This window comes from Rhodoferax sp. OV413 (assembly GCF_945881795.1).
Taxonomy (GTDB): Bacteria; Pseudomonadota; Gammaproteobacteria; order Burkholderiales; family Burkholderiaceae_C; genus Allorhodoferax.
Window position 1 is genome coordinate 1 of the sequence record NZ_CAMCVG010000112.1, and the last position, 5,460, is coordinate 5,460.

5 protein-coding genes are annotated in these 5,460 nt (G+C 69.1%); 3 read left to right on the forward strand and 2 right to left on the reverse strand.

The window, feature by feature from the left end; genetic code table 11:
- The coding region (locus Q0O05_RS11005; RefSeq protein WP_293663029.1) for a hypothetical protein at positions 1-538 on the forward strand (538 nt) is incomplete at its 5' end.
- Positions 507-1,991, forward strand: coding sequence for a DNA polymerase Y family protein (locus Q0O05_RS11010; RefSeq protein ID WP_293663031.1), 1,485 nt, complete (start codon positions 507-509; stop codon positions 1,989-1,991). The genes Q0O05_RS11005 and Q0O05_RS11010, both read left to right, overlap by 32 nt.
- A gap of 60 nt (positions 1,992-2,051) precedes the next feature.
- Here Q0O05_RS11010 and Q0O05_RS11015 read toward each other — a convergent pair whose 3' ends face one another.
- Together Q0O05_RS11015 and Q0O05_RS11020 are read right to left on the reverse strand one after the other, a co-directional pair.
- A complete protein-coding gene (locus Q0O05_RS11015) occupies positions 2,052-2,264 on the reverse strand; it encodes a HigA family addiction module antitoxin (RefSeq protein WP_293663037.1) in 213 nt (70 codons plus the stop codon).
- A gap of 105 nt (positions 2,265-2,369) precedes the next feature.
- Entirely contained in the window at positions 2,370-3,131 is a 762-nt protein-coding gene (locus Q0O05_RS11020) for an SDR family oxidoreductase (protein WP_293663033.1), read from the reverse strand.
- A 116-nt stretch (positions 3,132-3,247) separates the two neighbouring features.
- Between Q0O05_RS11020 and Q0O05_RS11025 the strand changes: the two genes are divergently transcribed.
- Positions 3,248-5,460, forward strand: a 2,213-nt coding sequence (locus Q0O05_RS11025; protein ID WP_293663035.1) for an error-prone DNA polymerase, incomplete at its 3' end; no start/stop codon positions are given.

Sequence of the window (5,460 nt, forward strand, 5' to 3'; positions counted from 1 at the left end):
GCTGCCGGCCTTGGCGGGCTGCGGCAGCGGGCCGGTGGTGCTGGTGGCGCCGCCCTATCTGCCGTTTGTGCCGGCGCTCTCCGGGCTGGGGCTGAGGGCGGGGCGGCTGCTGTCGGTGCAGCCATCGGCGCCGGCCGGCCGCAGCATGGCAGGTGAAGCGGCAAGCCGCTTGTGGGCCACCGAGCAGGTGCTGCGTTGCGCCGAGGTGGACGCGGTGCTCGCCTGGCTGCCGCAAGCGCGTGGCGAGCAACTGCGCCGCCTGCACATGGCTGCGGCCGATCACCACAAGCTGCTGTTTGTCATGCGCCCCGAGAGCGCCCGCGCCCAGGCGTCCCCCGCGGTATTGCGCCTCTTGGTGCAGCCGTACGGTGCTGCCAGTGAGACCGCGGGGCGGCTGATGGACGAGCTTGATATCGACATCCTCAAGCGCCGCGGCCCGCCGCTGCGCCAGCCCCTGCAGGTGCAGGCCCGCAGCCAGCGGCTGGGCATGTTGTTGGCCGCAGGCCATGCACTGGATCGCGCTGCGGCCGCTGCCTGATGCGGCGCCCCACCCACCCGCACCGGCCTTGGTGGATGCATCCACCGCGCTGGCATGGTGGTCCCTGCGCTTCACCCCGCTGGTGGCCCGGGTGGGCGAGGCGCTGGTGCTGGAGCTGTCGGCCAGCGAGCGCCTGTTTGGCGGTCGGGCGGCCCTGCTGCAGCATTTTTTAGGGCCCAATCGGCCGCTGGCGCAGGTGGAGTATGCGCAAGGCGCTACGTCTTTGATAGCGCTTGCCGCGCTGCAAGTGCATCCGTGGCGGCTGGCTCCGGCCCCGCCCGGGCGGGTGGTGGTGCCGGATGCGCTGCCGGTGCATGCGCTGGCTGCGGCCCGCGCCCACCTGCCCACGCTGGCGCGGCTGGGCGTGCGCACCTGGGGGCAGCTGCGCGCGCTGCCGCGCGGCGGGCTGGTGCGGCGTTTCGGCGCGGAGCTGCTGGACGCGCTGGACCGCGCCTACGGCCAACGCCCCGAGGTGTACCCCTGGCTCACGCTGCCCGACGTGTTTGACGCCCCGCTGGAGCTGGCGGCGAGTGTGGATTCGGCGCCCGCCCTGTTGTTTGGCGCGCGGCGCTTGCTGGCGCAGCTGCTGGTGTGGCTGCGCGCCCGTCAGGCCGGCGTGCTGGCGCTGGAGCTGCTGTGGGAGCTGGACGCGCGCCGCGCCAACACCCGCCATATTGACGCCCACCACCACGGCGGCCAGCAGGGCACTCTTACGCTGCGCACCGCCGAGGCCACCCAGGACATGACCCACCTGCAGCGCATCCTGGGCGAGCAGCTGGCCCGCGTCACCCTGCCCGCGCCGGTGCTCTACCTGCGCATGCGCACCCTGCAAACCCAGCCCCTGGGCGGCGAGAGCCACAGCCTGCTGCCCGAAGACGTGCGCAAGGGCGACAGCCTGCACCACACCCTGGAGCGCCTGACCGCCCGGCTGGGGCCGGACAGCGTGCAGTGCGCCACCCCGCAGGCCGACCACCGGCCCGAACGCATGCAGCGCTGGCAGCCGTGGCGGGCAGATACGGCGCGCAAGGAAAGCCTGTCCGCTATGAAATCAGGAGCTGATCGCGCAATATCCGTAAGCGCCAGAGGCCTAAAAGGCCCTGAATCAGAGGGCGCCGTGCTGCCCGCGGCCGACCTGTACCCCACCTGGCTGCTGCCGGTGCCGCAGCGCCTGGTGGTGCGCGAGCCGGCGCCGCAAAGCAGCCTGCACCACACCACTGCGCAGCACCGCGTCCCCTGCTACCACGGCGAACTCACGCTACTCGCCGGCCCGCAGCGGCTGGAGACCGGCTGGTTGGACGGCGAACCCGCCCTGCGCGACTACTTCGTGGCCCGAAGCCCGCAGGCAGGGCTGGTGTGGGTGTACCGCGAGCGCTTGGCGGCGCACCCGGCGTCTGCGCCCCGGCCCGCAGACCCGGACGGGCTGTCCTGGTTTTTGCATGGGGTGTTTGCCTGATGGGGGCTGATCAGGCGGGCGGCTCTGTGGAAGTGTCGTTGCGCCTGTACTGAATTGTTGTCAGGCCACCGCCAGGGTGCGTACGGCTTGGATGCTTTCTTTCATCGCGGCTTCGGTCGTCTTCAGGTCGTAGCTGCTTTGCAGGTTCAGCCAGTACTGCGGCGTTTGGCCAAAGGCGCGCCCCAAGCGCAGGGCGAGCTCTGCCGTGACCGGTCTATGCCCTTTAAGCAGGTGCGAAATGCGCATGGGCGAGACGCCCAGCGCGTCTGCCAGCGCCGACTAGGTCAGCGCCATGCGGCGTCCAATTGTGTAAGTCGCATGGCAGCGCGTTTCAGGATATCGGGTGGCAGTCGGAGCGGATGGTGTTCAACTGTGCGTCTACATCGAGGTCAGCCCGCCGTCTATCGTGTGGGCCAGGCCGGTCACAAAGCGGGCGGCGTCCGAGCTGAGCCACAGCACAGCAGCAGCCACTTCCTCGGGCTCGCCAATGCGGCCTATCGGGTGCAGGGTGGCGCCAGCGGCGGCCAATTGGGGTTCGAGGGCGAGCGCGCGTTCGAGCATGGCGGTGCGAATCCAGCCGGGGCAGACCGCATTCACCCGGATTCCTTTGCGTCCGTACTCCACCGCGGCGGATTTGGTGAGCCCGATGACCGCGTGCTTGCTCGCGCTGTAGGCCGACATCTTGGGCGCACCCACCAGCCCTGCGGCCGAGGCCATGTTGACGATGGTGCCGCCGCCCTGGGCGAGCATCTGCGGGATCTGGTGCTTCATGCATAGCCAGACGCCCTTGACGTTGACCCCCATGATGCGGTCGAAGGTGGCCTCGTCGCAGTCGGCCAGGCGCATGTGTTCTTCCTCGATGCCGGCGTTGTTGAAGGCGCAGTCCAGCCGCCCGAAGTGCGCCACCACCTGCGCCACCATGGACTGCACGTCGGCCGCCCGCATCACATCGGCCGCTACGAACAGCGCCTCGGCGCCCAGGGCGCGGGCTTGCGCGGCCGCTTCTTCCCCCGCAGCCAGGTCGCGGTCGGTGACCGCTACCTTGGCGCCGGCGCGCGCAAACGCCAGCGCGCTGGCCCGCCCGATGCCGCCACCGCCACCGGTGACCAGAACCACTTTGTTGTCAAAACGCATGTCCATGGAGTGCCCCTTGCCGCGAAAAAAAACCATAGTAGGCCGCAGCCGGGTGCTGCGCCGGTAGCGGGGTAACCCGCGCGACAGGCCTTGTACTTATACTGATGTTTTGTACAGTAAAAATGCAATCTACCAAGCCCATCAGGTCCCGGAGGCCGATAGCTCCCGCATCTCCGGCCTATGCGGAGCTGCATTGCCTCTCGAATTTCAGCTTCCAGCGCGGCGCCTCGCAGCCGGAGGAGCTGGTCGAGCGGGCGCACCGCCTGGGCTACAGCGCGCTGGCCATCACCGATGAGTGTTCGGTGGCGGGTGTGGTGCGCGCCCACGGCGAGGCCCGCCGCTTGGGGCTGCAGCTGCTGCCCGGTGCGGAGTTTGCGGTGCCTTATGGCGGCAGTCGATTCACCGTGGTGGTGTTGCCGCACAACCTGCAGGGCTGGGGAAATCTGTGCGAGTTCATCACCCGCGCGCGGCGCGCGGCGCCCAAGGGCGGCTACCGCGTAGCCTGGCTGGGGCAGTCCGATGCGTCGGCCTGGCACACGCTGCAGCATTGCGAGGCGCTGCTGCACATCCCGCTTGCTATCAAAACCGAAGCTGCTTGCGCAATAGCGGCGGGGGCGAAAGGCGTTTTTGGCCCTTATTGCTGGCTCGCGGTAACGGCGGGGTTGGGCGACCTGCAGGCACTCGAGCGGGTGCACTGGCAGCAGATTGCGGCGCTCAGCGGGCTGCCGGCAGTGGCTACCGGGCAGGTGCGCATGCACACCCGCTCGCGCAAGCCCTTGCACGATGTGCTGACCGCGGTGGGCCTGGGCCAGCCGGTGGCGCAGTGCGGCTTTGCGCTGCAGGCCAATGCCGAGCACCACCTGCGCAGCCGCGCCCGGCTGGCTGCCTTGTTCCCGCCCGAGGCGCTGGCCCGCACGCTGGAGGTGGCGGCGCGCTGCAGCTTCACGCTCGATGCGCTGCGTTACCAGTACCCGATGGAGGCGGTGCTGCCCGGCCAGACCCCCGCCCAGACCCTGCGCCAGTACACCGAAGAGGGCGCCCTGGTGCGCTACCCCCCACCCGCCTATCCCGGAGGCATGCCGCCGAGCGTGCGCGCGCAGGTGGAGCATGAGCTGGCGCTGATTTCTGACATGCGCTACGAGATGTACTTTCTCACCGTGCACGATCTGGTGCGCTTTGCGCGGGGGCGCGGCATCTTGTGCCAGGGCCGCGGCTCGGCGGCCAACTCGGCGGTCTGCTACTGCCTGGGCATTACCGAGGTGGACCCGAGCCGCATGAACGTGCTGTTCGAGCGATTCATCTCCAAAGAGCGCGACGAGCCGCCGGACATTGACGTGGACTTTGAGCACCAGCGGCGCGAAGAGGTCATCCAGTACATCTATGCCAAATACGGCCGCGAGCGCGCCGCGATTACCGCCGTGGTCGCCAGCTACCGCCCCCGCAGCGCCCTGCGCGATGTGGGCCGCGCGCTCGACATCCCTGAGCCGCTCATTACCGCCATGGCCAAAGAGCACCCCGGCATGTACGGCCGTACCGTGCTGGCCGAGCGGCTGCAGAATGCTATTGAAAAAGTAGCTGCCGGCGCAGACGTGCCAAGCCCGCGCCGCCTGCAGCTCTGGCTGGACCTGGCCACCCAGCTGCAAGGCTTTCCGCGCCACCTGAGCCAACACGTGGGCGGTTTTGTGCTCACGCAGGGCCCGCTGACCCGGCTGGTGCCGGTGGAAAATGCCTCCATGCCGGATCGCTCGGTCATCCAGTGGGACAAGGACGACTTGGACGCGGTGGGCCTGTTGAAGGTGGACGTGCTGGCCCTGGGCATGCTCAGCGCCATACGCCGCTGCCTGCACCTGATCGGCCAGTGGCGCGGCGCGCCCATGCGCATGCAGGACGTACCCGCCGAAGACCCGGCCACCTACGCCATGATCTGCCAGGCCGACACGGTGGGCGTGTTCCAGATCGAGAGCCGCGCGCAGATGAGCATGCTGCCCCGCCTGCAGCCGCGCTGCTTTTACGATCTGGTGGTCGAGGTGGCTATCGTGCGGCCCGGGCCGATTCAGGGCGGCATGGTGCACCCCTACCTGAAGGCCCGTGCCAACCCGCAGGCGGTGACTTACGCGTCCCCCGGCTTGGAAGAGGCGTTGAAGCGCACCTTGGGTGTGCCGATTTTTCAGGAGCAGGTGATGCAGATCGCCATGGCGGCCGCCAACTTCAGTGCGGGCGAGGCCGACCAGCTGCGCCGCTCCATGGCCGCCTGGAAGCGCAAGGGCGGCGTGGGCAAGTTCCACGACAGGCTGATTGGCGGCATGCTGGCCAACGGCTACACGCAGGACTACGC